This window comes from Methylobacterium sp. NPDC080182 (genome assembly GCF_050281105.1).
Taxonomy (GTDB): domain Bacteria; phylum Pseudomonadota; class Alphaproteobacteria; order Rhizobiales; family Beijerinckiaceae; genus Methylobacterium.
Genome location: NZ_JBNNWO010000017.1, coordinates 13,488 through 39,817, shown reverse-complemented (window position 1 = coordinate 39,817; position 26,330 = coordinate 13,488). Strand labels below are relative to the sequence as shown.

Below are 26,330 nucleotides of genomic sequence, written 5' to 3'. Positions count from 1 at the left end.
CTCGGACGGCGCGCGCAGGGCGTTGCCGCTCGGCGGGACGGTCAGCCGCTCCGCCGGCCCCGAGCCCAGGAAGCTCTGGGCCAGGGCAGGGCGCGACGAGGGCCTCGAGGCGCAGGGCGGCGATCCGTCCGACCTGCCGCAGGGCCTCGGCCCGCTCGGTCTCCGGCGGGTTGCCGAGCCGCTGCTCCAGGCGGGCGAGGATCGCGTCGCGGTCGAGGCCCCGGACCGCGATGATGAACGGGAAGCCGAAGCGCTCGGCGTAGGCCCGGTTGAGGTCCCGCAGCCGCGCCACCGCGGGGGAGGGGCCGCCCAGCAATCCGCTTCCCGCCTGCTCGCGGCTGGAATGCGCGGTGAGCTCGCCGCGCTGGGCGGCCCGCCCGGCGAGTTCGGGATGCGCCCGCAGCAGGGCGAGCTGGCGGACCCGGTCGGCGCCGGCCACCGTCGCCTCCATCGCCGCGTGCAGGTCCGCGCGCCCCGCGAAGGGCCCGCGGTCGAAGGCCGCCTCGGGGACCCAGGGGGAATGCTCGTAGACCTCGGCGAGGAGGTCCACGAACGCGTCGCGCGCGAGCGCGTTGAGCGCGGCGATGGTGATCACGGACCTGTCCTCTCCGGGGTCGGTCCCGCCGCCGGGGCGCCGGGAGGATGGTGGGCCGCCCAGTGCCGGGCGATGTCGATCCGCCGGGTCACCCAGACGTCGGGACGGGCCAGGACGTGGTCGAGGAACCGGGCGAGGGCCGGCAGGCGCGCCGGGCGCCCGACGAGGCGGCAATGCAGCCCGATCGACAGCATCTTCGGGGCGCTCGCCCCCTCCGCGTAGAGGCAGTCGAAGGCGTCGCGCAGGTGCGCGAAGAACTGCTCGCCCGACGGGAAGCCGCCGGGGATCGAGAAGCGCATGTCGTTGGTGTCGAGGGTGTAGGGCACCACGAGGTGGTCCCGGCCGGCGACGCGGACCCAGTAGGGCAGGTCGTCGGCGTAGCTGTCCGAATCGTAGAGGAAGCCGCCCTGCTCGACCACGAGCCGCCGGGTGTTCGGGCTGTCGCGGCCGGTGTACCAGCCGAGCGGCGTCTCGCCGGTCAGGCTCCGGATCGTCTCGACCGCGCGGGCGAGGTGCTCCCGCTCGATCGCCTCCGGGACGTCCTGGTAGGGCAGCCAGCGCCAGCCGTGGCCGGCGATCTCGTGGCCGTCGCGGAGAAAGGCCTCCACGGCGGCCGGATTGCGGGCGAGCGCCTGCGCGACGCCGAAGACCGTGAGGGGCACGCCGCGCTCGCGGAACAGGCGCAGGATCCGCCAGACGCCCGCGCGCGCGCCGTACTCGTAGAGGCTCTCCATGCTCATGTGCCGCGCGGGGAAGGGCGTGGCCCCGGCGATCTCGGAGAGGAAGATCTCGGCGTGGGGGTCGCCGTCGAGGACGGAGCGCTCGCCGCCCTCCTCGTAGTTCAGCACGAACTGGACGGCGACGCGGGCGCCGCCGGGCCAGCGGGCGTCGGGCGGCGCCTCGCCGTAGCCGACGAAGTCGCGCGGGGGGCCGTCTGTATCCGGTGCGGTCACGGGCGGGATCCTGCGTTGGCGCGAATAGACGGGGTCCGACGGTTATCGCGCGGCGAGCCAGCGGGCGAGCGCCGCGCGCTCCTCGGGCTGCATGTCGGTGATGTTGTTCGGCGGCATCGCGTGGGTCAGGACGGCCTGCAGGCGGATGGCCGGCGCGAAGCGCGCGACGTGCTCGGGGCTGTCGAGGAGCACGCCCTTGGGCGGGCTCGTCATGCCCGGCCACAGGGGCTCGGCGGCGTGGCACATGGCGCAGCGCGTCCCGACCACGGCCATCACGGCGTCGTCGACCGCGGGGCCCTCGAGCGCGCCCGTCCCGGCCGCCGCGAGGCTGATCGCCGGGGCCGGAGCCGTGGCCGCCTCGGCGGCGGTCGACAGGCCGATCCGCTCGCGGGCGCCCGGCGACGAGGCGACGCTGATCGCGACCGCCACCGCCACGCAGGCCGTCGCGACGCCCCAGGTCCACCAGCGGTCGCCCCCGCCGGCATTGCGCACGTTGAAGTAGTGGCGGACGACGCCGCCCGCGATCACCACGAGACCGACGATGGTCCAGCTGTAGGGCGAGGACCACGCCATCGGGTAGTGGCCGGACAGCATGAAGAACAGCACCGGCAGCGTCAGGTAGTTGTTGTGGGACGAGCGGTTCTTCGCCTGCTTGCCCCAGGCGGGGTTCGGGACCCGGCCCGCGACCAGCTCGGCGATCGCCTTGCGCTGGTTGGGCATGATGACGAAGAACACGTTGCCGGTCATCCAGGTCGCGATCACCGCGCCCGTGTGCAGCATCGCGGCCCGGCCCGAGAAGACCTGCTGGAAGCCGTACGCGAAAGCGACGACCGTGAGGAACACGGCGGCCGCGAGCAGCGGCGGCCGGTTGGCCAGGGGCGAGCGGTTGAGCCCGTCATAGATCAGCCAGCCGAGGGCGAGGGCGCCGAGGCCGATGGCCGCCCCGGTCATCGGCGTGATCACGCGGACCGCCGGATCGATCAGGTAGAGGTCGGCCTGACCGTAATAGACCCAGCACAGCAGCGAGAAGCCCGACAGCCAGGTCGCGTAGGATTGCCATTTGTGCCAGATCAGGTGCTCCGGCATCCGGTCGGGCGCGACGAGATACTTGCGCACCTGGTAGAAGCCGCCGCCGTGCACCTCCCAGGCCTCGCCGCCCTTGCCGGTCGGGATTGCCGGAATGGCGCGCAAGCTGGCGTCGAGATGCATGAAGTAGAACGACGCGCCGATCCAGGCGATCGCGGCGACGACGTGGGTCCATCGAATGAGGAACCCGCCCCATTCGTGCAGGATCGGATACATGGGACGGATCCTCCGCGATCTGTCGTGGGGCCGGGTTCGGCCTCGATGTCGGCTCGTGGTTCGGCCCGAGCCGCGACCCCGGGTGTGCCCCGAACCGCGGCCGGCAGCGACCCGCCGCGGCGCCAAGGACCTTCAAAATCATTCGGGAAATGCCGGACGCTTTTCGGGTTGTCCGAGCCCCCCGCCCCGTGCTCGTCTCCACCGTCTCCTTCGGCCCGACAGACCTTCGCCCGCCTCGGGCCGCGGGCGCGGGCCTTTCCGTCCGGGAGGACGCCGATGGGCCATCTTTCGACACACGTCCTCGACACGGCCGCCGGCAAGCCGGCGGCCGGGGTCACCGTCGAGCTCCGGCGCCTCGCCGGGGACGGCAGCGGGGACGGCACCGGGGAGACCGTCGCGTCGGCCACGACCAACGGCGACGGACGGACCGACGCCCCCCTGCTCGCGGGCGACGCCCTGACGCCCGGGACCTACGAGCTCGTCTTCGCCGTCGGCGCCTATTTCGCCGGGACGGGTGCCGGCGCCGAGCGGCCGTTCCTCGACCGCGTGCCGGTGCGCTTCTGCGTCTCGGACCCGGACGCCAAGTATCACGTCCCGCTGCTCATCACGCCGTGGAGCTACTCCACCTATCGCGGGAGCTGACACGGGATCGGCCGGCATCGGCCCGGGCGGAGCCTGCCGGAGCGCCGGACCTCAGCTTTCCGGCCGCGCCCCGGCGGCGCGACCGGTCGCCTCCCGGGGCGAGTGGCCGAACAGCGCCTTGTAGGCCCGGCTGAACGCCGCCTCCGACTCGTATCCGACGCGCAGGCCGATCTCGCCGACGCGGGCGTCGCCCGCGGCGAGCATGTCCCGCGCGAGGTTCAGGCGCCACTCGTTCTGGTAGCGCAAGGGTGAGCGACCGACGAGCGCGTTGAACCGCTCGCAGAAGCTCGACCGCGACATGCCGGCGACGTCCGACAGGGCCTCCACGCTCCAGCGCTGCAGCGGCCTCTCGTGCATGACCTTGAGGGCGCGGGCGATGCGGGGATCGGCCAGGCCGGCCAGCCACCCCGACGTCCGGCCGAGATGAACCCAGGTCCGCAGCGTGCGGATGACCGCGAGGTCGATGATGCGCGAGATCATCAGGGCCGCGCCGGGTTCGGCGTCGGTCGTCTCGACCAGCAGGAAATGCACGAGGCCGTCGAGCCATCCGGCGCCCTCCTCGCGCCGGATGCAGATCTGCTTCGGCAGGAGCGCGATCATGCTGCGGAGCGTGTAGGGATCGAACCAGAACCGGCAGGCGACGACGTCCGCGCCCTCGGCGGCGACCAACCGCCCGGTTCCGAGGCCGCGAGGCAGGAACAGCAGGTCGCCGGCGCCGACCGCGAGGGACTCGCCGTCGCCTTCGAGGATGAGGGCGCCCGCGATCACCACGAGGACGTGGCCTGCGCCGGCATCCAGATCCAGGCGCTCGCCCGGCGCGACCGGCCGGGACTCGACGCGGTCCCCGGTGAGGCGGATCTGCGCGAGCACGTGGGACAGCAGGTCACCGGACGCGGCGCTGCGCGGCCCGCCCTCCGGAAGATCGGTCAAATTTTCCAGCGTTTCCGACATGGCTGGCCCCGGCTCCCGATCCTAAACGTGGGCCCATCGAAGCGCGTATTCGCTCGGCGCGTCCGGATTTACGAAGCTATAAATCGGCATCTATCGTGTCCATCTGCCTTGTTCACGAATAGATCCGGTCCGTCGAGCCGCGCTCAGTACACGAAGGAACCGACGATGAGAACCGACCCGCAGCGCGATCGCGGTCCTGCCTTGCCCTGGCTCACCGCCTACTACTTCGTGCGTGCCGGCGTCGCCGCCGCCTGGGTGGCCGCCGCGCTCGGCCTCGGGCGAGGCATGCCGGCGGTCGCCGCGACGCTCCTGGTCGCCTATCCCGCCTGGGACGCGCTCGCCAACCTGGCCGACGCCCGGCGCAACGGCGGCCTCGCGGGCAGTCCCAGCCAGGCCCTCAACGCGGCGATCAGCGCGGCGACCGCGATCGCGGTCGCGGTCGCCCTCGGACGGGGCCCGAACGCGGTGCTCGCGGTGTTCGGCGCCTGGGCCATCCTCTCGGGACTGCTCCAGCTTCTCACCGGCGCGCGCCGCTGGCGGGCCGGCGCCCAGTGGGCCATGGTCCTGAGCGGCGCGCAATCGGCGCTCGCCGGCGGCTTCTTCATCCGGCAGGCGGCCGGCGCCGCGGTCCCCGGGATCGTGGATGTCGCGCCCTACGCGGCGTTCGGCGCCTTCTATTTCCTCGTCTCCGCGGCCTGGCTGACGGCGACGCGCCTGCGGGACGCGTCGCGGGCCCGCGCCGCCTAGGCGCCGGTGCGGCCGGGCGGATCCGACCTCGATCATCGCCCCGGCCCCTCCGGACATCCGCACCGTCGTCCCCTCCCGACCGCCGTCGGACAGCAGAGGCCATGCTCCATGGGCGCGCGAACGAGCGTGAAGCCGCGGAGGAACGCGGTCGAGGCCTACCTCCACGTCCTGCACGCGCTGATGCTGCGCGACATGCGCACCCGCTTCGGCGCGTCGATGTGGGGCTACGGGGTCGTCGTTCTCTGGCCGTGCGTGCACGTCTTCGTGCTGATCACGATCTACACGGTTCAGAAGCTGCCCGCGCCGCTCGGCGACGACAGGGCCCTGTTCTTCGCGACGGGCGCCGTGCCCGTGCTCGTCTTCCAGTACATCTCGCGCGAAGTCATGAAGTCCGTGATCGTCAACCGGCCGCTGACCTACTACCCGCAGGTCAGGCTGTTCGACCTGGTCTTCTCCCGCGTGCTCGTCGAGATCGTCACCGGCTTCCTGGCCCTGCTGGTCGTGAGCGGTGTCCTGGTCGCGCTCGGCACGAACCCGGTCCCGGCGGACCCGCTGACGGCGGTGGGCGGCTATCTCGCCGCGATCGCGCTCGGGATCGGGATCGGCACGATCAACGTCGCGATCATCGGCTTCTTCCCCGGATGGCTGATCGGCTACGCCCTGTTCAGCATCATCCTCTACGTGTCCAGCGGCGTCCTCTTCCTGCCGAGCTACTTGCCGGAACGGCTGTACTACTGGGCCAAGTTCAATCCGGCCCTGCAGGTCGCGGAATGGATGAGGTCGGCCTACTACCCGGCTGCCGGACTGCAGGTCGACCATCTCTACGTCGTCGTGTTCGGCCTGACCGCGGCGTGTGTCGGCCTGGGCCTGGTCGTGCGCGGCGGCGGCCAGCTGCGAGGCTGAGCGCGGACGCGTCCGATCGGCCCGGGCGCGGAGGACGCGGCTCAGCCCGATCGCGCGTCCGACGACGGCGACGTCGCGCCGCCGCGGTGGGCGATCAGGTCGATCTCGACCAGGGCGTCGTAGGCGAGCCCGGTCGTGCCCACGCAGGTGCGGGCCGGCAGCCGGTCGGGCGGGAAGAAGGATCTGTAGGTGGCGTTGAAGGCGGCGTAGTCGCGCTTGAACTCGGTCAGGAACGCGCGCGCGACGACGACGTTCTCGAGGCCGAGGCCGAGGCCGGCCAGGACCGTCGCGAGATTGGCCATCACGTTGCGGGTCTGCGCCTCGATCCCGTCGGGCAGGACGCCGGGCCTGTCCGGCGTGTCGGGCATCTGACCCGTAACGAAGACGAAGCCGTCGACCTCGACCGCGTGGCTGAAGGGGGCGACCGGCTGCGGCCCTCCGGAGACCATGTGGAACAGCATGGCCGACGAGGCGGACTGGGGTTGCGGCACCGCGATCTCCCTTGCGACGGGCGCGACCCGCCCGATCTCCGTGATCCAGGTCCGCGACCGTAGGGTCACGATCAGGCCGGGGATAGTGTCGGATGCGGCGGTCCGATCCGGTCCGCGCCATGCCCGGTGGAGAGGGTCAGAAGAAGCGCCGGATCTCCTCCGCGATCGCGTCGCCGTCCGTCTCCAGGGCGAAGTGCCCGGTGTCGAGGAAGGTGACGCGCGCCTCCGGGATGTCGCGCCGGAACGCCTCGGCGCCGGGCGGGATGAAGAACGCGTCGTTGCGCCCCCAGACGGCGAGGAGCTTCGGGCGGCGCGCGCGGAAGAAGGCCTGGATCAGCGGGTAACGCTCGAGATTGCGCTTGTAGTCGAGCTTGAGCGTGACCTGCCGGTCGGCATTGCCCGGCCGCGCCAGGATGGCCGCGTCGAGCGTGTAGGCCTCGGGCTCGATGCGGGACGGGTCGGGCACACCCTGGACGTAGGCGGCCCTGACGCCGTCGAGGGTCATGCGGGCGCGGATCGCCGCGACGGCGGCCGCGTTCGGCGCGGCCCAGTAGGCCCGCAGCGGCGCCCAGGCCGCGTCGCCGAGCCCGTCGAGATAGGCGTTGCCGTTCTGGGACACGATGCCGGCGACGCGGTCGGGATGGGCGAGCGCCAGATCCCATCCGACCGGCGCCCCGTAATCGAACGTGTAGAGGATGTAGCGGTCGAGGCCGAGCGCGCCGACGAACGCCTCCGTCGTGCGCGACAGCGACGCGAAGTCGTAGGCGTAGGCGCGATCCTCCGGGACGTGCGTGAACCCGAAGGAGGGCAGGTCCGGCGCGATCAGGCGGAAGCGATCGGCCAGCTTGGGCATGAGGTGCCGGAAGTAGAAGGACGAGTTGGCGAAGCCGTGCAGCAGCAGGATGACCGGGGCGTCGGGGCGACCGGCCTCCCGGTAGAAGACGTCCACGCCGTCGGCCCGGACCGTGCCGTGGCGGACCTCTCCGGCCCGCGCGGGGTGGACCTCCGCCCGCACGGTGCCCGACGCCGCCGCGCCCGTCGCCAGCACGCCGCCGGCGAGCACACGCCGCCGCGTCGCGCGGGCCGGTCCGCGCCCCGTCATCTCGTCTCCGTGCGTGTGTCGCATCATGGCGCGCCTCATCCTGGCGGGACGGCATGCGTCGGGATCGTCACCGCCGGGTCGGACGGCGCGACCGTCGTGCGGGACGGCGATCGGCCTGACCGGGCCGCGGCCCGGACGCGCGAACCCGACGGCGCGACCATGATGCAGGGACGCGGCGCGCTCCGGAACAGCGAGTCGTCGCAATTCACCATTCCCTGCCGTGAAACGGTCGACGGCCGCCGCGGCGGCGACCGCGGGCTTCCCGAAGGCCCGAAGCGCCGCCCCGGCGCTAGAGGCCGAGGTTGCGGCCCGGATGCGCGTCGGCGAGCTTGGCCCGGCGGACGTAGCCCCGCATCGTCTTGAGATCCCGGTGGCGGGAATGCGCCATGATCTCCTCGTCGCGCGATCCGCGCCTGTACGCCTCGGTGATGAAGCCCGCGCGGAACCCGTGGGCGGAGATGTGCTCGCGCGGTCCGGCGACGAGGCCGGCTTCCGCCGCGCGCTTCTGAACGATGCGGCCCACCGAGTCCGGATGCAGCCCGTCGTCCATCACGGTGCCGTCCGCCCGGACCGCCCGGAAGACGTAGCCGTCGGCCGGCGCCGCCTGCAGCCAGCGCCGGAGCGCGGCGATCGGACAGGTCGCGGGGCTCCCGCCCGCCAGGACGGTCACGACCGTGCCCTCGCCGTCCTGATCACCTTTCGAATGCGGCAGGAAGACATCGACGGCGCCGTCCCGGAACGCGAGATCTTCGTGGCGGATCCGCGCGACCTCGGAGCGCCGGAACGCGCCGGCGAAGCTCAACAGGAATAGGGCGCGGTCCCGGAGCGCGGCGACCGTCCCTTCGCAGGCCGCGACGATCCGGAGCGTTTCGGGCACGCCGAGCGCGGCGGCCTGCTTCTTCGGCCTGCCGTAGCGCCGGAACATCCCGCGCAGCGCCGCCCGGACGGCCGGATGGGCTGGGACCCACGGCAACCCCTGGAGCTTGTGCGCCTGACCGATCGTGACGAGCCGACGCTCGATCGTCGCGCGCTTGTGGGTCTCGGCCATGGAGGTGAGGTAGCTCGCCACCTGCTCGGGACCCGCGGGGAGGGGCGCGAGATCGTGGCCGCTGCACCAGCGCGCGTAGTGCTGCCAGTCGGCGCGGTAGGCCCGACGGGAATTCTCCGAGAGCGCCTCGTCGGCGAAGGCGCGGGCGCGGGCGGCAAGCGTGGCGGGCAGCGTCATGGCTCTCTCCCTCGGTCGCGCCTGAGCGTGACGCTACGTCTGATAAGAAAGGGTTATCAGACGCTGGCCGATGCGGCGCGGCTTTAGCCTCCCCGCTACGTGGAGGAGGGTGGGCTGCGTGCCTCGCGAACGGTCCACGAGCGGACAGGACATCCGCGCTCCGCGGCAGGGCAAGAACGGCGCGCGATGGCGCGGATCTGCGGCCCGGCATCACCCGCCGCGGCGAGTCGGAGCGTCCATCGGAACCGTGTGAACGGGTCGGGGGTGGCGCCCCATCGCCTCCGCATCCGGGCAGACGGTCCGCCAACGGTCCGAGCCAGCCGCCCGGCCCGCCGGCAGTGCTTCTCCGGTTCGGCCGGATGGTCACCCTCCGACAGCGTCGCTGCGCAAGGGTCGCGACGTTGGAAAACCGCCGCAGGAGGTGTCCGTGCGTGCGGTCACGCGCTCGACGGAAGTTCATCCGGTGGTTGTGAAGCACGCCGCGGAACTTTAATCCCGGACGAGCGCGGTTTTTATTGATCACGCTCTGACGCCGAGCGCGCAACCTCAAATTACTATTGGATATCCCGGCAAGAAGACCGCGATCATTAACCTGCATTTAGTTTCGCACCCGCATCTTGGCTCAACGCCTTCCGCATTGAGCAAGCTGCGGAGCTCTCTGCGATCCTGAACACTGGAGGGGATGTCATGGGTCGGTTTCGCAATTTGCGATTGGGCACCAAGATCGCGATACCGGCCGCCCTACTGCTCGCGACCGCCGTCGGCATCGTCTTCTTCGCGCGGTCGGCGATCGACGAGCTCGAGAAGAACACCCAGCAGATCGTCGACGTGGCCGCCGTTCGCGCCGTCACAGCGCTGCAGATGGCGCTGGCCATGAGCAACGCGACGATCTCCGAGAAGAACATCATCATACAGACCGATCCGGCCATGATGGCTGCCGAGCGTCAGCACTTCCAGCGCGAGCGGACGCTCGCCTACGAGGCGATCGACCGCCTCATCGCCCTCGCGGACACCCCGGCTCGGCATTCGGCGAACGCAGCCATCAAGGTCGATATGGGTGCGTATTTCGCGGCGGCCGACCGCGCCATCACCCTGGGCATGAAGAACGATGCCGAAGGGGCCCGGACGATCTCGGTCGACGAGGGCCGCCCCGCGCGGGCCAAAGTGCTGGAAGGCGTCCAGATGCGGACCGAGACGAACGCCAGGGAGCTCAGAGCCTCCAGGGACCACGCCGTCGCCGTCGCCGAGCAGATCAAGCTGACGCTCACGGTCATCGCCGCGTCGGGCCTTCTCGTCGCATTCGGGATCCTCGGCGGGATCGTGCTGTTCGGGATCAACCGGCCGCTGGCCAGCCTCGTCGGCGTGCTGCAGCGGATGGCCAGGGGCGAGGTCGACGCCGAGATCGAGGAGGCCGCCCGCGGCGACGAGATCGGTGCCGTCGGCAAGGCGGTCGAGGGCATCAAGGCCATGGTGGCCCAGAAGGCCGCCGAGCAGGCCGAGATCCGGCGCATTGCCGACGCGGCGGCGGCCGTCGAACGCAAGCGGACGATGGTCGAGCTCGCCGACGGTTTCGAGCGCGCGGTCGGCGGGATCATCGGCATGGTCTCGTCCTCGGCCACCGAGCTCCAGGCCACGGCGCAGACGATGACGGCGACGGCCACCGAGACGGCCAGCCGGTCGACCACCGTGGCGGCCGCGGCCGAGGAGGCCGCCAGCAACGTCAACACGGTCGCCGCCGCCGCCGAGGAACTCGGCTCCTCGGTTCAGGAGATCGGCCGGCAGGTCGACGGCTCCGCCGACATGGCGCGGGTGGCGGTCAACGAGGCCGACCAGACCGGCGCGCTGGTGCAGGAACTGAGCGCGTCGGTCGCGCGCATCGGCGACGTCGTCGGCATGATCTCGACCATCGCGGGACAGACCAACCTGCTCGCCCTGAATGCCACCATCGAGGCGGCCCGCGCGGGTGCCGCCGGTCGCGGCTTCGCGGTCGTGGCGACGGAGGTGAAGGCTCTGGCCGAGCAGACCGCCAAGGCCACCGAGGAGATCACCGGGCAGATCGCCCGGGTTCAGGCCTCCACCGGTCAGGCCGTATCGGCCATCGGGTCGATCACCGTGCGGATCCAGGAGATCAGCCACGTGGCCACCTCGATCGCCGCGGCCGTGGAGCAGCAGGGCGCGGCGACGCAGGAGATCGTCCGGAACGTCAGCCAGGCCGCGATGGGCACCGGCGAAGTGACCAGCAACATCGCCGGGGTGGCCGGCGCGGCCGAGGAGACGGGCGCGGCGGCGAGCCAGGTTCTGGGAGCGGCTTCCGAGCTGTCGCGCCAATCCGAGCATCTCGCTGCCGAGGTGGGGCGCTTCATGGCCACCGTCCGAGCCGCCTGATCCGGGGGCGACCCGCGAGCCCCGTCCGGCTCATCGCCGGACGGGGCCGTTTCAGGGCCGAGTTCCGCGAAGGCGGCTCTCGTCCGCCCTGAACCTTCTTCCCGCATCCGGCGTTGAAGACTTCAATCCATGATTGAGGTCCCGATGAAACACCGTACTCTCTTGCGTACTCTCTCGGCCGCTGCGCCGCTCGCGGCCGTCCTCGCCGGGACAGCCTACGCGCAGGCGCCGGCCACCGCGCCGGGCGCGCCGCCGACCTCCTCGGGCGTCGTCACGCCTCAATCGGGCGCGACCGGCGCGCCGGGCGCGGTGACGGGGTCGCCGACCGGGCAAGCCGCCGACACGCGTTCCAACAGCTCCTCAGCCGCGGGCAACGCCAACCAGCCGGAGCGCCCGGCGCCGCAGGGCGGCAGCGGTGGCAGCAGCCGATAGCCGTCGACGATCCGCCGGCACGGCCCCGGTCACGGCCCCGGTGCCGGCGGCCTCTCCCTGAACCGCTCGCGCCGCGCGGCGGCTGCGACACCGGCCATCGCGCTCGGGTCGCGCCGTCGCCGCGCGTCAGTCCTCGGCCGAGCCGGGCCAGGCCGGACCGTGACGCTCCTCGAGTTCGGCTCGGCCGGCTTCGGTGATGCGGTACTCGACGGTCTTCGTGTCCGGATCCGTCCGACCCGTCGCGAGAACCAGTCCCAGGACTTCCATGCGCCGCATGTAGCCGCTGACCTGATAGAAGCGGGCGCCGGTCTGCGCGAGGGTGCGGAGCCGGTAGAGGCTGCCGGGCGGGAGCTTGTACATCGCCCGCCACCGTATCGGTTGTCGGCCCGGACGTCATTGGGGACAGGTCGGTTCGGCCGGCAGCCCCGCGGAGGCTGGACCGCCGCGCGATGCGCGCGGGTCGTTCACGCGAGGCGGGACGACGCGGCGGATCGGGCCGCGAGCGCCGTCAGGACCGTCCGCCCGTAGGCGGTGGTCGCGAGGCTCGCGCGGAGCTCGCGGTAGAGGTCGTCCCTCCCGAGGCGACAGTCGAGATCGGGGCGCGCCGCGAACCCGTCGAGTTCCTCGAGGATGAGCGCGGCGAAGTCGGCGGGCTTCAGCAGGCCCTCGGCGGCATCGAGGACGCCGTACTCCTCCAGGAATCCGCCACTCAGGGTGATCAGGCCATCCCTGTACCGGATCAGCGCGAAATAGACGCCGAACCGGATCATGGCCCGGTCGCGCCAGCCCGCCTCGGCGATGTAGGTCCTCATCATCACGTCGGTGGAGTAGACCTCGTGCTCCCCGTCGCGCTGGGCGAGGTAGTCGCGGAAGACGTCGTGGGCCGTCGGATCGAGGTGGAGCAGCGCCTGCATGGCCGGTGCCAGCGCACCCTGATCGTCCTCGGGCCCCCAGAGCTGGCGATACAGCTTCCTGGCCTCCACCACCCCCGGCTGGACCGCGAGATAAGTCGTGAGGAGTGCGCGCAGCGCCGGAACCACGGCAACGCGCTCGCGGGCGATGCGCGCGAAGAAGGCCGATTCCGTCATCGCCCGCCCGCCGACCTCGAAGGTCAACGCGAGCACGTCACCCCGCAGGAGTCCCCCCAGATCCGCTCGGATCCGGCCGGTGAGCGCGTCCAGGGCTTCGGCGATGGCGGCGGCCGAGAACGCCGCGACGGTGACCACCGGCTGCGAGCGCGCCAGGAAGCGCCGGACCGCCGACGCGCTCGGGCCTGTCGACGGCTGGGGCCGATAGCCGTCCTCCTCCGGGGTGATCGTCCGGGCGGGCGCCGCGTCGGCGCACCGAGCGCGCGGGATGTAGACGGAGTCGCTGAAGAAGCGGATCTCGACCCGCTCCGCATCCGCCACGTCGGCGAAGGCGGAGACGGCCTTCGCGCCGTCGTAGCGCGCGAAGGAGAAGACGGGCGAGCGCGTGCCGTCCAGGCCGATGCGCTGGAAGTCCGTGGTCCGATCCCAGAAATACCCCGACTTGATCCAGAACGCCCGCTCGTCGGGCTCCCAGGCCACCTCGGTGATCGCGCGCGGAGGCTCGGAGCCGGGCCGCGCGACGAGCGTCGCCGCGCGGGCGACGGGCCCGGTCGTCCAGAGTTCGACGGCCTGTCCGAGGCGGGGAGGGCCGGCGTCACCCGTATCGGCCGCTGCCTCCGGTGGGCCCCCGCGCGCGGGATCGGAGTGCGGCGTGACGGCGTAGCGGCCGCTGGGGCTGAACCAGTAGGGCTTCACCGCGTCCGGCAGCGGGTCGTAGCGCAGCGTCGCGCCGGCCCGTTCGAGCCGACACAGCCCGTAGGCCGACCCGCCCGGCCCGCACCGGAAGCCGATGAAGGCCAGTCGCCCTCCGGGATCCTCGAACAGGTCGCCGTGAATGGTCAGGATGGTCGGCCCGTCCGGGCGCGGCGGATAGGCCTCCTCGGGCGACAGGGACCCGACAGGGCCATCGGCATGCCAGACGAGTCCGCGCCCGTGCTGCAGGATCTCGAGATCCGACGCCTGCAGGACGACGATGTCGTCGAAGTACTGCTCGTCGTTCTTCGGACCATGGCTCCGATAGACCGCGATCCGGTCGGCATCGCGGGTGACGAACAGCTTGTGATTGAAGGGTCCCTCGCCCGGCAAGCGGCGCCGCACGCGATCCCGGCCCGCCCGCCAGTCGATCAGGCAGAGTTCCCCGTCATCGGACAGGCAGACCAGCCCCGCGGCGCCGACCAGGGCGGCGGCCCGGATCGAGTCCTGCGGAAAGGGCAGGATCATGCGCCACCGCCCGCCGTCTTCGACGGCCGCGACCGTGTTGTATCGCTGCTCAGTGCCGGTGATCGCCAAACGGGGCATGCACGATCCTCGTCAGCGCCGGAAGGTTCGGTCGACGGACACGCCGCCCTCCGGAGACGCCCGATGGCCGCGGAGAGGGGAGGGCGCTGTGACCCGTATCTCCCCGTGCCTCGCACGGATCGAGGGGCGGGCGGTCGAGCCGGTCCTGCACCGTTGTCGAGATCCTGCCGACGCGTCCCGGACGCTTCCCAAAGACTTCATCCATCTCGCGCAGCGCGCCGACAGCATCCGTGCCGTCGGCTCCGGGTCCGGCCGGTGTTGCGCCGGAAGAGCACGGAGCTCGTCCATGTCTAGCGCCCTCGTATGGTACCCCGCGCTGCAGCGAACGTCACGGCGCGGCGATGAGCTAGTCCTCTGGACAGGGCCGCCGGCTCCGACGATGCCATCGGACAGGTTTGGGCACCGTGGCTCTGTTCTGCTGGCTGCGGTTCGCATGACAGAGGGAGCGCCACCGTGAGGCAACGCCGGCGCGCAGCCGTACGGCCGCAGGGCGCGTGTGACAGGAATGAGGAAGGGTTCGGCGCATTCCCGGACGCGATCGTGACGGCTCTGGCGCTCCGCGCGATCGACGGCGGCCCCCGGATCGCCCGAGGCACACGCCTTCGACCATGCGGACAAGGGCTGGCGCTCGACTCGGCGTCGACGAAGACGGTCACATGTCGGGCGACGACAGGCCGCCCGACAGCGCCGGGGGCTTCCACGGCCTTCCGGCCTGGCACGCAGCATCATCGAGCACGCGCCACCGGCCGGATACACGCACGGAACAGAATCCACCCATCATGCAGCATCTCCATGGACGAAGCGTGAGGACATCGAAGGCCATGCGCCGTGAGATCACTTTTCTTACCGTGGCAATTCTAGGGTCTTGTCTTGGAGTCCCTGCAATGGCGCAGGAGATGCGCTGGCAGAAGCGGGAAGGGGACGGTCGCGTCCATCTTGCCTACGAGATTCCGGACAGCGGCGCGCAGAGCCTCGCGCTCACCTGCGACACGCGGGGCGGACAGCTGAGTGTCGACTACTACGACGACAGAGACCGCGCTCGGGACGGCACCCGGGCCGAGGTCGAGTTCGCCTCGGAGGGCGGCACGCTCTCGCTGCCGATGCGGGCGAAACAGCTGGAACTCGACGACCAGATCGTGCTCCAGACCACGACAACGTTGACGCAAGACTGGGTGCGGATCCTGTCCGGCAAGACCCTTCGCGTGACGCTCTCTGGCGACACGCAGCGGATCCCTCTGGCCGGCGCCCGGACCGGTCTCGCTGCCCTGGTCGCGGGCTGCAGCCGCCCTTCGCGATGATTCGCGATGACGCCGGGGGTCAGATCGTAGTATAAGTGCCGATCATGCGGAATTCATCGCCGAATTCCATAATGTATCATCTATCGATCATTTCTGAGCGCGGCAGCAGCCGTGTCGCTGTTTCCGCCGACGACGCTGATCAACCATCCTCTCCGACGAAACTGGCAGGATACCCTCTGTCGATCCGCAAGTAGATCGCGTCACCCTCCGTGACATTCGCCTTTATCAAATTGGCCCGTCCAGCTGGCTGTGGCGGCAGTCCGCAAACAGGCGTCACTGGCCGCAATCAACTATTCGCATAAGATATCTTATGGAACCTAAGCCATAGACTCCGCTGTGGTGCCCAGGATTTATTAACCATTATCACCCCGGAGCTATCGGGGCAGGGCGATCTATTCAGCGGCGCTGAAAGATTATGACGGATCGAGCCAATTGACCACCCGCAGTCCGTCAACTCGTTCGAACTCACCGACGTTGTCGGTCACCAGGGTCATACCTAAGGAATGCGCTTGGGCGGCGATCAGCAGGTCGTTGGGCCCGATCCCCTTGCCCTCACGTTCCCACGTCACACGGATGATGCCGTAGCTCTGCGAGCAGCCGGAGTTATAAGGCAGGATTTCGATGTTGCGCAGGGTGCGCTCGACTTTCTCCCGCAGTGCCTGGGAGCCCTTCCGCTCGACGCCGAAGCGTAGCTCGCTAGCGACGATGGCGCTGGTGCAGATGCTGTCCTCACCGACTTGGGCGATCACACCTAGAACGACGCTGTCCCTGCCCTGCTTCACGATCTCGTAAATGATATTGGTATCGAGCAAGAACCGCTCACTCATAAGTCCATAGCCTCGATAGGAAGTTCGTGGACGGCGTCCATGCAATCCTGTGGCGGAAGAGGCGGCTCGTCCTTGAAGGCCGCCAGCAGCCCGGTCTCGGTCACCGGTTCGATTTCGAGATTGCCGTTCGGCAGTCTGCGGATGCGCGCGCTGGTGCCGGGAAGCTCATACTCTCGGGGAATGCGCAGCGCCTGATTGCGGCCATTCCGAAACAGGCTCGCTGTCTTGCCATCCATGGACACCTCCGCGGCCTATGCCATCAGCCTATGCTCGGGGTAGGGGAGGGTCAAGTGAAGCCCCCTGCCCTGTTGCCTACACGCGCCGCCGAACGGGAGCTGGATGCCTCAGGCTGCGTCCGTCTCGTCTACTGGTCAGCCGCGCGGCGAGCTTGGCGGCAGTTATCGAGGTGTACGTCGAAGCCAGAAGGCTGCTCGCCGGATCGCCGGTCCTCAAAACCGCCATCTATGGACGGCATCAACGGTTCGGTTGGATATTCCCGCATGCATGCCCCTGATCCGTGATGACAGCAGGCGATTTCTCAGCTTGGGCCCGGTTCATGAAGGACACCCGCGGTTGGTCGGGTCTCGAATGCGCCCGTCAGCTCCAATGCGGGCCGAACCAGATCCGCGTCTGAAAAGGCAACGGCGCGCCGGGCTACATCGGGCTGGCCTACGCGGCGCTCGCATTCGGCCTGCCTGCGTGGCGCAGCGTATGATGGAATCGGGTTGGGTTTGTTAAGCGTCATCGCATGTGCGGTCACGAGCACGGGGCCTTGCAGCTGCGACGCCCTCCCCTTCCCTCGCGTGCTTCGTCGTCCCGGCGTCCGATCGTCACAACGGGACATGCGTTGCGGCCAATCCGGAACCATGCAGAAAGCGGATCGAAGGGATGCTCTGGCCTACCTTCGCTGCGGACTATTTCAGTACCGGCAGATGCGGATTGCGGCCTCACGAAGAAGGCGACCAGCGTTGCGCCTTGAATGCGGTCTTGTCGCCATCGTGGAACGCGATCTCGCCGTGGATCGCGTCCGGCCCGTCCACCTCGATCCAGCCTACGCCCCAGACCTCTGTGCCCTCGTCAGAACCATGAAATTCAAAGCCGACATCGGTCTGGCTTTAGGCGCAGTTCAGGGACGCGACGACGGCCCCGAAGCGAAACTCGCTCCCGACACCTAGTTGCTCGACGGCGATGAAGGCGGGTTCAACGAGATCTAGATATACGGTGTCCCATGTGCCGGTCTCGTTGATGCGCCACCCGCCGCGAAGCCCAACTCGGTCGCCGCTCATGCAAGGACCTCATACCGGATCCGGAGGCCGACCTTGACCGAGGGAACAACGCCGAGTCGCGAAGAGATCCTCGCATGCTGCCGCCCGATCCGTGCCTCGATCCAGGCTGTGCTCGCCGAAGCCGTGAAGCAGTGCAAGAAGCTGGATTTTGACCGGGCCGCCAAGCACCTCGATCTAATCGACCAAGAACAGCTCGACGACGAAGCAACCTTCGCCATGCTCTGCGATATCGCGCTATTCGAGCCCAATCAGCGTGGGAGCCGCGTCGTCGACAGCTTCCTCGACAAGCGTCTTTGCGCGCTCCCCCCACCCGACCACGATGTGGCCCATAAGCTTGCATTGGCCTTCTTCTCGATGTTTTGCGTTGCTGACTTCCATGAGGCCGGCGGTGTTTGGCTGGATGACCTTCTCAAGCCTGGCCGACGCATTTGGCTGATGGACGAGAGCCTGGAGGCTTCGGCATCGGAAGGCCTCGTGATCGCCATGCGTGTGTTCGACGCCGGCCCGTTCTACGCTGGCTTCGGCATCGTCGTGCATCCTGATGCAGAGGCTGTCACGCTCTGCGTCGGGACCGCCTCTCATGGGCATCCGCTGCCGGTCCGGCACTCGCTTGCCGCCGCCCTTTACGGTGACGCGATAGCCGAGCTACCGCCGATCCCGCTCTCAAGCGCGGACGTGATGGCTGTTGTCGCTACGATGAACGACGGGGCCGCGCTGCCGCCTCCGAAGCCGAAGCGGCGCATTTGATGTCGACGCCCTGGTCGTAGCGGTGCCAGCTCAGGATCTGTGCAGTCAGGAGGCGCGCGCGGGAGCCCGGCTCGGTCGACCGCTTCGCCTGCCGGATGACCTCATCCGGCGTCGGCGGGTTGGCCGGATGGTAGGAGAGGCAGAGCGGCGAGCGCAGCTTGGCCGGCCGTCCGGATCCCTCAGTGGCGAAGTAGAATTCCCCTGCCCCCAACTTGCCGATATCGGCAGCCGCGCCCCCATTCGCCGCGAGGATCTCCTGGGCGGCCGCGATAGTCGCCGGCGCGCTCTCCGGATGTCCGAGACCATGCGCTGAAGCTTGCAGCCCTCACCTGAGCCAACATCGCGAGGCGGATGGCTAAGGTCCACCCCAAGCAACGTCAGCCTTTCAGAATGCCGTCAGAAAGCCGACCTTCCGGAAACTACTCCGCACAGACGCTCGAAAGACCATCGGCGGCGGCCGATGCTGGCCGTAAGCGGAACAGCCGCTTCAGAGAAGGTCAGCCGGAAAAGCAGACGGCTTAGTACCGACCCGCTGCGGTCGCCGTCGGGATGCGCGAGCCGGGCGAGCTTTGATGATCGGGCCGTCTCGCAGTGCCTGCGAGGAACATCAGCTGATGCAGCCGCTTGGCCATCTGGGCGGGGTATTTCGGATGGCGTGCGGCGAATATGCGGCAATACGGACCTTCTTTCGGCATCGGGTTTGTGGCGGGGATGCGGAGCATGTCCGCTTGCGCTGCACTGACATGGGCCGCCTCACAGGGCCGGACGCGGGGTGATCTCATTCCCAGCGGACCTCGTGCTCGCGCACTTGCCACGACCTTCGCTGCCGCTGAGATGGCCGGAGATAAAATGCCTTTTGCCCCAGACCGTCGCATCCCGCCGTCCTTCGCTCTTAGGCTCGCTATCGGTGCGGTTGGGGGCTGGGCCTTGACCAGGCGCGGTGGCTCACCTGAGTACAGTGCGCTCGCCGGCGTCGCGGGTGCCATCGCTGGCACGCTCCTTGGGCGGAGCGCGCGGGGCGGCGACTCTCATACTGCAGCAGACCGTTCTCTAGGCCTTGTCGAGGACGCCGTCGCCGCAGGTCTGGCCGTCATAGTAGTAAGGTCTGCAGAGCCGGAGCGGCAATCCGGTCTATCCCGATCGATCTGAGACTAGATCGCCGGCCGGCTGCCTTTCGCGAACCTCGGACCATCATGCCCCTTATCTGGCCCTGGTTCGTTGAGTAGGGGGCATTCGGCGGTCTCAAGCCAACCCGCCGCGATACCGCCGCGATACCGTTGGGATGCGCGAGCCGGGCGCGCTGCGATGGTGCGGCCGCCCGACAGCGTGTTCCAGCCCAGGCAGTTCAGGCCTGAGGAATGCTACGCACTGTGCGCATATGGATGTATCCGAAGTAAGCTGCGACCGCGGCGAGAACGGCGTGCAGCCATACATCGTTGCCGTAGATCGGAACGAGGCCGAATGCCGTGTTCGTGGCCGGGATCAAACCGAGCGCGGTGAGAAGCCCATAGATGAGCGCCACGCCTTTTCCGTAGATGACGGAACCGTAAACGGTTCTGGCCTCGACCAGACCCCATACTCCGAAGGCGAGATGCACGAGGTTATGCAAGACGTTGACGGGGAATAGCCCCAGGGCGAGCCGGGACTCGGATGATACGATCATGCCCGGGTGCGCATGCTCAGGAGATAGGCCGCGAATGAAGCCGGACGCTCCAGCCAGCAAAAACACGAGGCCAAACGCGGCGGCGAAAGTTCGAACTGCCATGGGGTCACCTGGAGTGCACCCTGTTTGACCGGACAGGCAGCGGGGCGGGTTTAGGCACTCCGGCTGAGGTACTCTCGGGGCGAGAGCATGCGCAGGCCGGAGTGCGGGTGGATCGTGTTGTAGTCCTCGAACCAAGCCGGCAGAAGCCGCATCACGGTCTCGGCGTCGACCAAGATGGCAAGGCGGGCATAGTCGCGCTTGAGCGTCTTCACGAACGCCTCCGCGATGCCGTTGCTCTGCGGCGAACGCGCCGGGGTGAACAGCAGCCGTAGGCCGAGCGCGGCGGCCGTCTGAGCAGTCTCCTTGGCGATGTAAACGGAGCCGTTGTCGGACAGCCACTCGACCGGGTGCGGGGTCTTCGTCGCGCCGAACCGGCGCTCGCAGCAGGCGATCATCAGGTTGCAGACCATCTCGGCCGAGACGCCCGTCGTGGTCGCCGACCACGCGATGATCTCACGGTCGCACGCGTCGATGGCAAACAGCACGCGGACGACCGCACCGTCCCGGCAGCGCAGTTCGAGGTGATTCGAGCACCAGCGCACGTTCGAGCGCAACGCCACCACGATGCCGTCGTGGGTGCGGCCGGGCCGCCGAGCGGTGTGCGGCGCGAGGGTGAGCCCGTTCGCCTGCAGGATGCGCAGCACCCGCTTGGCATTGACGCTCGTCTCGCCGCGCGAGTGCAGTGCCCGGTTCACCAGTGCGGTGACGCGGCGATAGCCGTAGCTCGGGCGGGCATCGACGATCGCGCGGATCGTCGGCAGCAGCTGCGCATCCTCGGGCTTGCGGTAGGGACCGCGCGGCTGGGCGGAGCGGCTCAGGCGCTCGGCTAAGTGGGAGCGGGCTACACCGAGCGTGTCGGTGAGCGCCTTCACCGCGAACCGCCCGTCGAACCGCCCCAGGAGCTGAGCGGCGAGGTCGGTTTTTTTGTGCGGGCGAGGTCGAGCGCCTCCCTCAGGATCTCGACCTCCATGGTCTTGCGCCCGAGCAGGCGTTCGAGGTCGCGCACGCGCCGCTCCAGCTCGCGAACCCGGCTGGTTCCGACGACCTCCTCGTCGGCGTGCACAGCCTGATGGCCGCCCTCCAGCATGCGCCGCTTCCACGAGAACAGCAGGCTGGGCGAGAGGCCGTAGCGGCGAGCGACGAACGACACGGACGAGCCGGGCTGCTGGCTCTCCTCGACGAGGCGGATCTTCTCAGTGGTGGACCAGCACCGGCGACGCTGAACGCCGGTCAGGATCTCGCCGTGCACCGGTGGGGCGGTCGGATCGGATGACATAGCCTTACCCATAGGCCAACGCTTATGCCTTCGTGAGCTATGCCGCCTGTCCGGTCAAAACGGGGTGCGGTTCATCACCTCTCTGGTGATCCGTCAGCTCATGCTGCGCACTAAGGGTCCCGCGTCTCGCCAGCGTGATAGGGGCCGCTTTCATTGCAATGTGCGGTGGCGGCTGGCGACCCGACCCGGACGAGAAGCTCGATCCACCTCGGCCTCAAAAGCAGACACCCCCACGCTCTAAGTCAGTGCCGACCTGCGGCCGCCAAGCTGGTACGGTCACTGAGGCGTCCGCTCACCTCGACGCGAGTTCGAATGCGTCGATGGGCCCGAGGAACAGTGCTACGCCTATCCCCAGACGCAGAAGCGATCGCCTCCCAGGAGTTCTTACGCATCCGGCGAAACTTTCTGTTCGATGGCTCCGTAGGGGCCTCCGTTACCCCATCCAAAGGGGTTCGGACGGAAGGAAAAACGATGCTCACCACGAACACCGGACGCCGCACGGCCAAGGCATTCGCCCTGACCCTCGCGCTCAGCCTCGGCGCCAGCGGCGCTGCCTTCGCCAAGAACCCGATGGTCGGCGGCGCGCCGATGTACGCCCAGAAGACCATCGTCGAGAACGCGGTCAACTCGAAGGATCACACCACGCTGGTCGCTGCCGTGAAGGCCGCCGGCCTCGTCGACACGCTGAACGGCCCGGGCCCGTTCACGGTGTTTGCGCCGACCAACGCCGCCTTCGCCAAGCTGCCGCCGGGCACGGTGGAGAGCCTTGTGCAGCCGCAGAATAAGGCGACGTTGACGAAGATCCTGACCTACCACGTGGTCCCGGGCGTCTACACCGCCAAGGACCTGATGGCGCTGGCCAAGAAGGGCGGCGGACAGGGCGTGCTGACCACCGTCGAGGGCGAGCCGCTCGCCGTCGAGGTGCAGGGCAAGAAGGTCCTCGTCACCGATCAGAAGGGCAACACCGCGACGGTGACCATCCCGAACGTCATGCAGTCGAACGGCGTCATTCACGTCATCAACGCTGTGCTGATGCCGTAAGGCGCGGTGCCCGCAGTTCGCGAGGGCTGCGGGCCTCGGCGGTGTGTGTGGCCTTTCGGATTAGGCGAGCGCCAGCAGGCATACCCGCCGCGGCCGGTCATTCGGCGATCAGCTTGCCGGTGTAGATCACCGGGCCCGTGGGTTGACCGCTGGGCGAGCCTCCGGGTGGCTCGACCGAGACGGCGATCACCCCGTCCGGTGCCGCACCCTGCGGTAGCTTCACCTGACTTGGTGCCGCTCCAACGAGACCGAGAGGCTTCGCGCCACCGGCACCTACGTACCACAACTCCAGGCTCCGCCCCGCGGGCGCATCAGCGCCGACCGGTCTGACCTGTGCGAGGCCGGTCTGGGTATCGACGCGCACGATCAGCGCCGGCAGCGCGCCGTCCCCCTGCACGACCGCCAGATAGCGTCCGCCCCCCGGGCTTCGTGACGGACCGACCGCCATGAACAGTGCGAGGCCCGCGGCGAGCAGGCCTGATCCCGCCGCCGCGACCTGCCAGCGTCTCACCTGACGCCGCAGAAGCCGAAGTTCGCCTCGCACTTGGCCGGTCACGCCAGGCAGCGCGCGCAGCAACGCCTCGCGGACCCGCGATGGCGGCTTCACGGGCGGCACGGCGCCCGTCAATGGCGCCAGCCGCCGCTCCCACTCGCGGATGCGGCTGGCCGTGCCGGGATCCCGGCTCGCTTCACGCTCCAGCGCCGCCCGCTCCTGCGCGTCGAGTGTTCCGAGTGCGTACTCGGCCGCGCGCATATCCTGCTCGGGTGCCGGGTCCGTGCCGGGCTGGTCGCTGCCGCTCACGAGACGGCCTCCAGGCAGTTCTTGAGGCCCGCAAGCGACCGGTGCAACCAAGTCTTGATCGTATTGACCGGCCGGTCGAAGCGCGCGGACAGTTCCTCCCGCGAGAGACCCTCGCAGTAGGCGAGCACGACGCAGTCGCGGTGTGCGGGGTCGAGCCGGCTCAGGCAGGCCAGAAGGGCCTCACGGTCCATAAACTCTGCCGCCTCGTCATGCGGGTCCATCAGCCGCGCCACCCAATCCTCGCCGTCATCCAGGTCCGGGCCCTGATGCTCGACCGTCCGCCGTACGCTGTCGATGGCGCGATTGCGGGCGATGGAGCAGAGCCACGGCAGCGGCGGCCCTACCTCGGGCCTGTAGGAGCCCGCGGCCTGCCAGATGCGCATGTAGACGTCCTGAAGCACGTCCTCGGCCAAGCCTCGGTCACGCTGGATACGCAGGATCAGGCCGTAAAGTTTCGGGCTCGTGAGATCGTAGAGTTCGGCCAGTCGATCTGCCTCCCCCCGGGCGATGTCGGCAAGCAGTCGACCCAGCGTGGCGTCGTCGGCCAAAATGGCTCCCCACAAACTCCGAGGCACCTTCTATCGGACGCCCACCCGGATGCAGCTTTAGCTCAAGCTGCCTAACCGTGACGATACCTCACGGGCGATAAGCCCGTTGAGACCACCGCAAAGCGAACGCTTCTGAAGTCACAGAAAAGTTGCGTGCGAGCGGGGCGATGGCCGTTGTCCTGCATTCTCGTCCGGAAGCGGACAGGCAGGAAACCACCCATCTGAGACACTCCGTGGGCTACTGGCGCCGGCAGGACATGGCCGAAAGCGGAATGGCAGCTTCGGAGGCTGACCGCAGGAAAAGCGTACAACCTCCTACCGACCCATGTTGGGCGTCCCGGAGTGATTCAGGCAACTTGAAAGCGGCCATTCATCGGCCGTCCGGCAACTTCGGTCCTGGGCAAGGGAACAGCCCTTCATCGGGTTGCGCAGAACATGATCGCGCGTATCCGGCCCTCAATCGGGCCCTCCCCGAAGCGCTCTGTCAACGCCTCCGCAACTCGCTGGGTCACCTCTTCAAGACGACCAGCGTCCCGCGCTTCGATCTCGCTTCGCAAGGGTGTGCCCTGACAGAAGGCCAAGGCTGGCTCAAGAGGCTTTTCGCACCTGCTGACGTGCTCCACCGTCTTAAGTGTCACATCGGCAAAGCCGGCGGCCTTCAGAACTTCGATGATATGAGCAGTGTCGCAGTACCCGTGCGGCGTGCGCGCGAGAAACCTGGGAGGGTCGTCAGGAAATATTTCGGCGAGAGCTCGCGTGACGGCGTCGGGGATCTCGTTCGCACCGATTTCGTCCCATACACTGAACAGATAGTGGCCCGAGGGCCTGAGAACGCGCCAAGCCTCTCTGAACGCTTGTTGCTTATCAGGGAAAAACATGATCCCAAACTGGCAAATCACCGCGTCAAACGTCTCATTGGCGAAAGGCAGCGCCAAGGCGTCGGCCTGTCGCCATTCGACGGGGCTGTCGCGAGAGACGTGCGTACGTGCGACGTCGAGCATGGCCGTGCTTAGGTCGGTAGCCACCAGTCGGGTCGCGGCAGGCAGGACTGTCGCAAGCGCTCGTGTAACGATGCCCGTGCCCGCTGCGGTTTCCAAGACGCTGTCGGGCTCCAACCGGCTTACCTCCGCGACTAGATCATGGGCGTAGTACTCGAAGATCAGCGGAACGAGATAACGGTCGTACAAATCGGAGATTGATCCTGTGAAGGCTTTGTCCGCCACCGTCATTTTAGCTCTCCCACCTGCTGAAGACCTCGGGAAACGCTGATGTTGTTTAAATTTTTCAAGCCAATCTTAGAGAGGACGTTGATTTGTCGAAACGGTTGCCGAAGCGGCGGCAGCTTGTTCGATCTTTGGTTCGAAAGCAGACCGCGAAAGACTCATCATGTCCGGTCATTCTGCATTCGCCACATAGCGCCGCTCTGACAGCGCCAACGCATTCCCAGATCGACTGCTTTCCGATCTCGTAATCGGAGCTTGGGATGGAGAATGACCCAATCGCATGAGCGCGATCAAGATGAGCAACCTCAGTCGCGTGGCGTTACGCGGGCTCATAGATGCTGGCTTTGGTCGGTGAATCCAGATAATGTTTTGCCAGCGTCTCTTCGATTTATATCCGCAGGAACGAGGTGACGATGCTGACCTATAAGTACCTATTTGGACAATAGCGATGATCATAAAATTTATAACAGACATTGTGCGAAATCGGAGTCGACATTATTTTATTGAAACGTGCCGATGCATTCCGTCGGCGTTGCGTATTTGCTGGTTCTATTTCGGATATGGCAGATCGTGCTAGCACGGTTGCCGAAAATGACTCGTCACAATGTTGGCCTGGACATATCTATGAGGTTAGCACAGATCTGCGGGATAGATAAAAAAAACGAATACCGCCGCGAAATCGCAGATCGGTACTAATCCAGAGGATATCTCCAATTGTCTGCGCGATCTTCGAACAGCATATCATCGCATCGGATTGAAGACCGGCAGACTCGCGCACTGGCTCTATATTGGCCAACGCGGGCAGGCTCCTACCAAACAATGCAGGACACTCTGACATGCAGCCTGCAATCGCTCGGCTTCTTGGCGCCCAGCACCGCACTCGATGCTCATGGCCACCATCAGCTCGCGCAGCTTATCGTTTTGATCGAATGATGATTCCGTCGAACGCACATTGGGCCTGTCGGATTGCTACGAAATAAGTGCCCGCCAATTTGCATGTGATCCGTCCATTCTTTCGTCAGCGCTTCGGCCTGCAAAGCAAAAATAAGAAACAAATTGTGCCCTAAATGGGGGATGCCAATATGTCTCGCCGAGGGTAGCTTGCGCTAAGCCTGACACGGATGCAGATATACCGGATCCGATCGGTGAGCGGGGGCGTCGCTTGGATGCTCAGAGATCCGTTACGGTGAGCTTCTCGGAAGTCTACGCCGCAACGCGCAAGGCGTCTGAGGAGGCACACCTCGTCTTCGCCGATCAATGCCTAGCTGCGGTCCTCCTGCCGACAGAGCAGGGATGGTTCATGCAGGCGGGCTTCGGTCCCTGCGATCACGAGGCAATGTTCTTCGACACACTATCGGCAGCCGCCGATTGGGTTCAGGAGCGCTTCTCGGAGTAGATCCCA

26 protein-coding genes are annotated in these 26,330 nt (G+C 68.0%); 10 read left to right on the top strand and 16 right to left on the bottom strand.

The features are described 5' to 3' along the window. From uraD to ACQKQD_RS26200, 3 genes are all read right to left on the bottom strand, one after another. Positions 1-595, bottom strand: a 595-nt coding sequence (gene uraD, locus ACQKQD_RS26210) for a 2-oxo-4-hydroxy-4-carboxy-5-ureidoimidazoline decarboxylase (RefSeq protein WP_427509980.1), incomplete at its 3' end; no start/stop codon positions are given. After that, positions 592-1,548 carry an allantoinase PuuE gene (gene puuE, locus ACQKQD_RS26205; RefSeq protein WP_427509979.1) on the bottom strand — a complete coding sequence of 319 codons (957 nt, stop codon included), beginning with the start codon at positions 1,546-1,548 and terminating at the stop codon, positions 592-594. The genes puuE and uraD, both read right to left, overlap by 4 nt. 42 nt (positions 1,549-1,590) lie before the next feature. Next, the gene (locus tag ACQKQD_RS26200) at positions 1,591-2,850 is read right to left on the bottom strand and encodes a urate hydroxylase PuuD (RefSeq protein WP_427509978.1); all 1,260 of its coding nucleotides are present in this window, start codon (positions 2,848-2,850) and stop codon (positions 1,591-1,593) included. A gap of 276 nt (positions 2,851-3,126) precedes the next feature. Here ACQKQD_RS26200 and uraH point away from each other — a divergent pair, with 276 nt between their 5' ends. Further along, positions 3,127-3,492, top strand: a complete 366-nt coding sequence (uraH, locus tag ACQKQD_RS26195; protein ID WP_020094530.1) for a hydroxyisourate hydrolase — start codon at positions 3,127-3,129, stop codon at positions 3,490-3,492. 51 nt (positions 3,493-3,543) lie between these two features. Here the strand turns inward: uraH and ACQKQD_RS26190 are convergent, their stop codons facing one another. Then, a complete protein-coding gene (locus ACQKQD_RS26190) occupies positions 3,544-4,443 on the bottom strand; it encodes a helix-turn-helix transcriptional regulator (protein WP_056530262.1) in 900 nt (299 codons plus the stop codon). Between the two features lie 165 nt (positions 4,444-4,608). Here ACQKQD_RS26190 and ACQKQD_RS26185 point away from each other — a divergent pair, with 165 nt between their 5' ends. Beyond that, positions 4,609-5,190 carry a DUF308 domain-containing protein gene (locus ACQKQD_RS26185; protein WP_427509977.1) on the top strand — a complete coding sequence of 194 codons (582 nt, stop codon included), beginning with the start codon at positions 4,609-4,611 and terminating at the stop codon, positions 5,188-5,190. Positions 5,191-5,298: 108 nt separating this feature from the next. Then, the gene (locus ACQKQD_RS26180; protein ID WP_020094533.1) at positions 5,299-6,093 is read left to right on the top strand and encodes an ABC transporter permease; all 795 of its coding nucleotides are present in this window, start codon (positions 5,299-5,301) and stop codon (positions 6,091-6,093) included. Positions 6,094-6,134: 41 nt separating this feature from the next. Here ACQKQD_RS26180 and ACQKQD_RS26175 read toward each other — a convergent pair whose 3' ends face one another. From ACQKQD_RS26175 to ACQKQD_RS26165, 3 genes are all read right to left on the bottom strand, one after another. Further along, positions 6,135-6,554 carry a RidA family protein gene (locus ACQKQD_RS26175; protein WP_026605155.1) on the bottom strand — a complete coding sequence of 140 codons (420 nt, stop codon included), beginning with the start codon at positions 6,552-6,554 and terminating at the stop codon, positions 6,135-6,137. A gap of 166 nt (positions 6,555-6,720) precedes the next feature. Next, positions 6,721-7,686 carry an alpha/beta hydrolase gene (locus ACQKQD_RS26170; protein ID WP_170868121.1) on the bottom strand — a complete coding sequence of 322 codons (966 nt, stop codon included), beginning with the start codon at positions 7,684-7,686 and terminating at the stop codon, positions 6,721-6,723. A gap of 289 nt (positions 7,687-7,975) precedes the next feature. Continuing rightward, complete coding sequence (locus tag ACQKQD_RS26165; RefSeq protein ID WP_427509976.1) at positions 7,976-8,911, bottom strand: site-specific integrase; 936 nt, start codon at positions 8,909-8,911, stop codon at positions 7,976-7,978. A gap of 687 nt (positions 8,912-9,598) precedes the next feature. Here ACQKQD_RS26165 and ACQKQD_RS26160 point away from each other — a divergent pair. After that, positions 9,599-11,296, top strand: a complete 1,698-nt coding sequence (locus ACQKQD_RS26160) for a methyl-accepting chemotaxis protein (RefSeq protein WP_042674372.1) — start codon at positions 9,599-9,601, stop codon at positions 11,294-11,296. 129 nt (positions 11,297-11,425) lie between these two features. Further along, positions 11,426-11,728 (top strand): hypothetical protein, encoded by a 303-nt coding sequence (locus ACQKQD_RS26155; protein ID WP_244527032.1) that lies wholly within the window; start codon positions 11,426-11,428, stop codon positions 11,726-11,728. 126 nt (positions 11,729-11,854) lie between these two features. Here ACQKQD_RS26155 and ACQKQD_RS26150 read toward each other — a convergent pair whose 3' ends face one another. Both ACQKQD_RS26150 and ACQKQD_RS26145 read right to left on the bottom strand, forming a co-directional pair. Further along, positions 11,855-12,088, bottom strand: a complete 234-nt coding sequence (locus ACQKQD_RS26150; RefSeq protein WP_091682370.1) for a hypothetical protein — start codon at positions 12,086-12,088, stop codon at positions 11,855-11,857. Between the two features lie 104 nt (positions 12,089-12,192). Beyond that, positions 12,193-14,115, bottom strand: coding sequence for a hypothetical protein (locus ACQKQD_RS26145; protein WP_427509975.1), 1,923 nt, complete (start codon positions 14,113-14,115; stop codon positions 12,193-12,195). 884 nt (positions 14,116-14,999) lie between these two features. Here ACQKQD_RS26145 and ACQKQD_RS26140 point away from each other — a divergent pair. Beyond that, complete coding sequence (locus tag ACQKQD_RS26140) at positions 15,000-15,413, top strand: hypothetical protein (protein WP_091978554.1); 414 nt, start codon at positions 15,000-15,002, stop codon at positions 15,411-15,413. Between the two features lie 413 nt (positions 15,414-15,826). Here the strand turns inward: ACQKQD_RS26140 and ACQKQD_RS26135 are convergent, their stop codons facing one another. Further along, on the bottom strand, positions 15,827-16,225 hold the full coding sequence (locus ACQKQD_RS26135; RefSeq protein ID WP_427509974.1) for a type II toxin-antitoxin system VapC family toxin: 399 nt from the start codon (positions 16,223-16,225) through the stop codon (positions 15,827-15,829). An 11-nt stretch (positions 16,226-16,236) separates the two neighbouring features. Beyond that, on the bottom strand, positions 16,237-16,476 hold the full coding sequence (locus tag ACQKQD_RS26130) for an antitoxin (RefSeq protein WP_427509973.1): 240 nt from the start codon (positions 16,474-16,476) through the stop codon (positions 16,237-16,239). 1,083 nt (positions 16,477-17,559) lie between these two features. Here ACQKQD_RS26130 and ACQKQD_RS26125 point away from each other — a divergent pair. Both ACQKQD_RS26125 and ACQKQD_RS26120 read left to right on the top strand, forming a co-directional pair. Beyond that, positions 17,560-18,273 (top strand): hypothetical protein, encoded by a 714-nt coding sequence (locus tag ACQKQD_RS26125; RefSeq protein ID WP_427509972.1) that lies wholly within the window; start codon positions 17,560-17,562, stop codon positions 18,271-18,273. A gap of 666 nt (positions 18,274-18,939) precedes the next feature. Beyond that, the gene (locus tag ACQKQD_RS26120) at positions 18,940-19,422 is read left to right on the top strand and encodes a hypothetical protein (RefSeq protein ID WP_427510064.1); all 483 of its coding nucleotides are present in this window, start codon (positions 18,940-18,942) and stop codon (positions 19,420-19,422) included. A 196-nt stretch (positions 19,423-19,618) separates the two neighbouring features. Here ACQKQD_RS26120 and ACQKQD_RS26115 read toward each other — a convergent pair whose 3' ends face one another. Together ACQKQD_RS26115 and ACQKQD_RS26110 are read right to left on the bottom strand one after the other, a co-directional pair. Next, complete coding sequence (locus tag ACQKQD_RS26115) at positions 19,619-20,038, bottom strand: DUF4383 domain-containing protein (protein WP_427509971.1); 420 nt, start codon at positions 20,036-20,038, stop codon at positions 19,619-19,621. A gap of 50 nt (positions 20,039-20,088) precedes the next feature. After that, positions 20,089-21,326 (bottom strand): IS3 family transposase gene (locus ACQKQD_RS26110; protein ID WP_427509970.1). Its coding sequence is split into 2 segments (ribosomal slippage): positions 20,089-20,966 and positions 20,966-21,326, totalling 1,239 coding nucleotides; the frame shifts between segments, so codons are not numbered across the junction. 459 nt (positions 21,327-21,785) lie between these two features. On the opposite strand from ACQKQD_RS26110, the gene ACQKQD_RS26105 reads away from it, so the two are divergent. Then, positions 21,786-22,355 carry a fasciclin domain-containing protein gene (locus ACQKQD_RS26105; protein WP_331327043.1) on the top strand — a complete coding sequence of 190 codons (570 nt, stop codon included), beginning with the start codon at positions 21,786-21,788 and terminating at the stop codon, positions 22,353-22,355. A gap of 97 nt (positions 22,356-22,452) precedes the next feature. Here the strand turns inward: ACQKQD_RS26105 and ACQKQD_RS26100 are convergent, their stop codons facing one another. From ACQKQD_RS26100 to ACQKQD_RS26090, 3 genes are all read right to left on the bottom strand, one after another. Further along, on the bottom strand, positions 22,453-23,157 hold the full coding sequence (locus tag ACQKQD_RS26100; RefSeq protein ID WP_427509969.1) for an anti-sigma factor: 705 nt from the start codon (positions 23,155-23,157) through the stop codon (positions 22,453-22,455). Next, positions 23,154-23,705: a sigma-70 family RNA polymerase sigma factor gene (locus tag ACQKQD_RS26095; RefSeq protein ID WP_427509968.1), complete on the bottom strand. Its 552-nt coding sequence runs from the start codon at positions 23,703-23,705 to the stop codon at positions 23,154-23,156. The genes ACQKQD_RS26100 and ACQKQD_RS26095 overlap by 4 nt, the downstream gene beginning before the upstream one ends. Positions 23,706-24,121: 416 nt before the next feature. Continuing rightward, positions 24,122-24,934, bottom strand: coding sequence for a class I SAM-dependent methyltransferase (locus ACQKQD_RS26090; protein WP_427509967.1), 813 nt, complete (start codon positions 24,932-24,934; stop codon positions 24,122-24,124). A gap of 1,180 nt (positions 24,935-26,114) precedes the next feature. Between ACQKQD_RS26090 and ACQKQD_RS26085 the strand changes: the two genes are divergently transcribed. After that, a complete protein-coding gene (locus tag ACQKQD_RS26085) occupies positions 26,115-26,324 on the top strand; it encodes a hypothetical protein (RefSeq protein WP_427509966.1) in 210 nt (69 codons plus the stop codon). The last annotated feature ends 6 nt before the right edge of the window (positions 26,325-26,330 follow it).

What these genes read in the sequence shown, in the direction of transcription:
- ACQKQD_RS26155 (WP_244527032.1), top strand. Translation starts at nt 11,426, where the DNA reads ATGATTGAGGTCCCGATGAAACACCGTACTCTCTTGCGTACTCTCTCG.
- ACQKQD_RS26145 (WP_427509975.1), bottom strand. Translation starts at nt 14,115, where the DNA reads ATGCCCCGTTTGGCGATCACCGGCACTGAGCAGCGATACAACACGGTC.
- uraH (WP_020094530.1), top strand. Translation starts at nt 3,127, where the DNA reads ATGGGCCATCTTTCGACACACGTCCTCGACACGGCCGCCGGCAAGCCG.
- ACQKQD_RS26165 (WP_427509976.1), bottom strand. Translation starts at nt 8,911, where the DNA reads ATGACGCTGCCCGCCACGCTTGCCGCCCGCGCCCGCGCCTTCGCCGAC.
- ACQKQD_RS26200 (WP_427509978.1), bottom strand. Translation starts at nt 2,850, where the DNA reads ATGTATCCGATCCTGCACGAATGGGGCGGGTTCCTCATTCGATGGACC.
- ACQKQD_RS26190 (WP_056530262.1), bottom strand. Translation starts at nt 4,443, where the DNA reads ATGTCGGAAACGCTGGAAAATTTGACCGATCTTCCGGAGGGCGGGCCG.
- ACQKQD_RS26115 (WP_427509971.1), bottom strand. Translation starts at nt 20,038, where the DNA reads ATGGCAGTTCGAACTTTCGCCGCCGCGTTTGGCCTCGTGTTTTTGCTG.
- ACQKQD_RS26105 (WP_331327043.1), top strand. Translation starts at nt 21,786, where the DNA reads ATGCTCACCACGAACACCGGACGCCGCACGGCCAAGGCATTCGCCCTG.
- ACQKQD_RS26150 (WP_091682370.1), bottom strand. Translation starts at nt 12,088, where the DNA reads ATGTACAAGCTCCCGCCCGGCAGCCTCTACCGGCTCCGCACCCTCGCG.
- ACQKQD_RS26180 (WP_020094533.1), top strand. Translation starts at nt 5,299, where the DNA reads ATGGGCGCGCGAACGAGCGTGAAGCCGCGGAGGAACGCGGTCGAGGCC.
- ACQKQD_RS26140 (WP_091978554.1), top strand. Translation starts at nt 15,000, where the DNA reads ATGGCGCAGGAGATGCGCTGGCAGAAGCGGGAAGGGGACGGTCGCGTC.
- ACQKQD_RS26170 (WP_170868121.1), bottom strand. Translation starts at nt 7,686, where the DNA reads ATGACGGGGCGCGGACCGGCCCGCGCGACGCGGCGGCGTGTGCTCGCC.
- ACQKQD_RS26130 (WP_427509973.1), bottom strand. Translation starts at nt 16,476, where the DNA reads ATGGATGGCAAGACAGCGAGCCTGTTTCGGAATGGCCGCAATCAGGCG.
- ACQKQD_RS26120 (WP_427510064.1), top strand. Translation starts at nt 18,940, where the DNA reads ATGCGGCAATACGGACCTTCTTTCGGCATCGGGTTTGTGGCGGGGATG.
- ACQKQD_RS26185 (WP_427509977.1), top strand. Translation starts at nt 4,609, where the DNA reads ATGAGAACCGACCCGCAGCGCGATCGCGGTCCTGCCTTGCCCTGGCTC.
- ACQKQD_RS26090 (WP_427509967.1), bottom strand. Translation starts at nt 24,934, where the DNA reads ATGACGGTGGCGGACAAAGCCTTCACAGGATCAATCTCCGATTTGTAC.
- ACQKQD_RS26160 (WP_042674372.1), top strand. Translation starts at nt 9,599, where the DNA reads ATGGGTCGGTTTCGCAATTTGCGATTGGGCACCAAGATCGCGATACCG.
- ACQKQD_RS26175 (WP_026605155.1), bottom strand. Translation starts at nt 6,554, where the DNA reads ATGCTGTTCCACATGGTCTCCGGAGGGCCGCAGCCGGTCGCCCCCTTC.